Origin of the sequence: Pseudoalteromonas sp. S2721 (assembly GCF_005887425.1) — a bacterium.
Lineage (GTDB): Bacteria > Pseudomonadota > Gammaproteobacteria > Enterobacterales > Alteromonadaceae > Pseudoalteromonas > Pseudoalteromonas simplex.
Map to the genome: position 1 here is coordinate 1 of NZ_PNCZ01000159.1, position 366 is coordinate 366.

At 42.6% G+C, this 366-nt stretch carries 1 protein-coding gene; it reads right to left on the minus strand.

Going from position 1 to position 366, the window contains the following annotated elements; translation table 11 throughout:
- Nucleotides 1-73: 73 nt before the first annotated feature.
- The coding region (locus tag CWC02_RS20645) for a YhjD/YihY/BrkB family envelope integrity protein (protein WP_171043887.1) at nt 74-366 on the minus strand (293 nt) is incomplete at its 5' end.

Consider the following 366-nt stretch of genomic DNA (forward strand, 5'->3'; position numbering starts at 1 on the left):
ATGATATGGTTGCTGTTACGGCACGTCGCTCTCCTTAGCTGCAGTGAATTTAAACCTCAATAACTGGAGTCTCCTAGATATTCTCAGGGATGATACATACACTAAAATCTGCACCGAGTAAAAACACAATCCACGACAAATCCACCCATCCAAATAAAATAGGGCTTGTCGTCAACGCCCCATCAATAACTTCGTATGATGGGAAGAGGCTGATGTTCAAAGCAAACCCTTTTTTTGTCAGCTCAAACAACATAGCTGCAAACACAGCGCCAGGAATTGCAGCTCTACATGGACGTAGTGTGTAAGTCGATAAAGTATACCGAAGAATGGACCCACTCAGTTCACTTAGCAATGGTATGAATATCA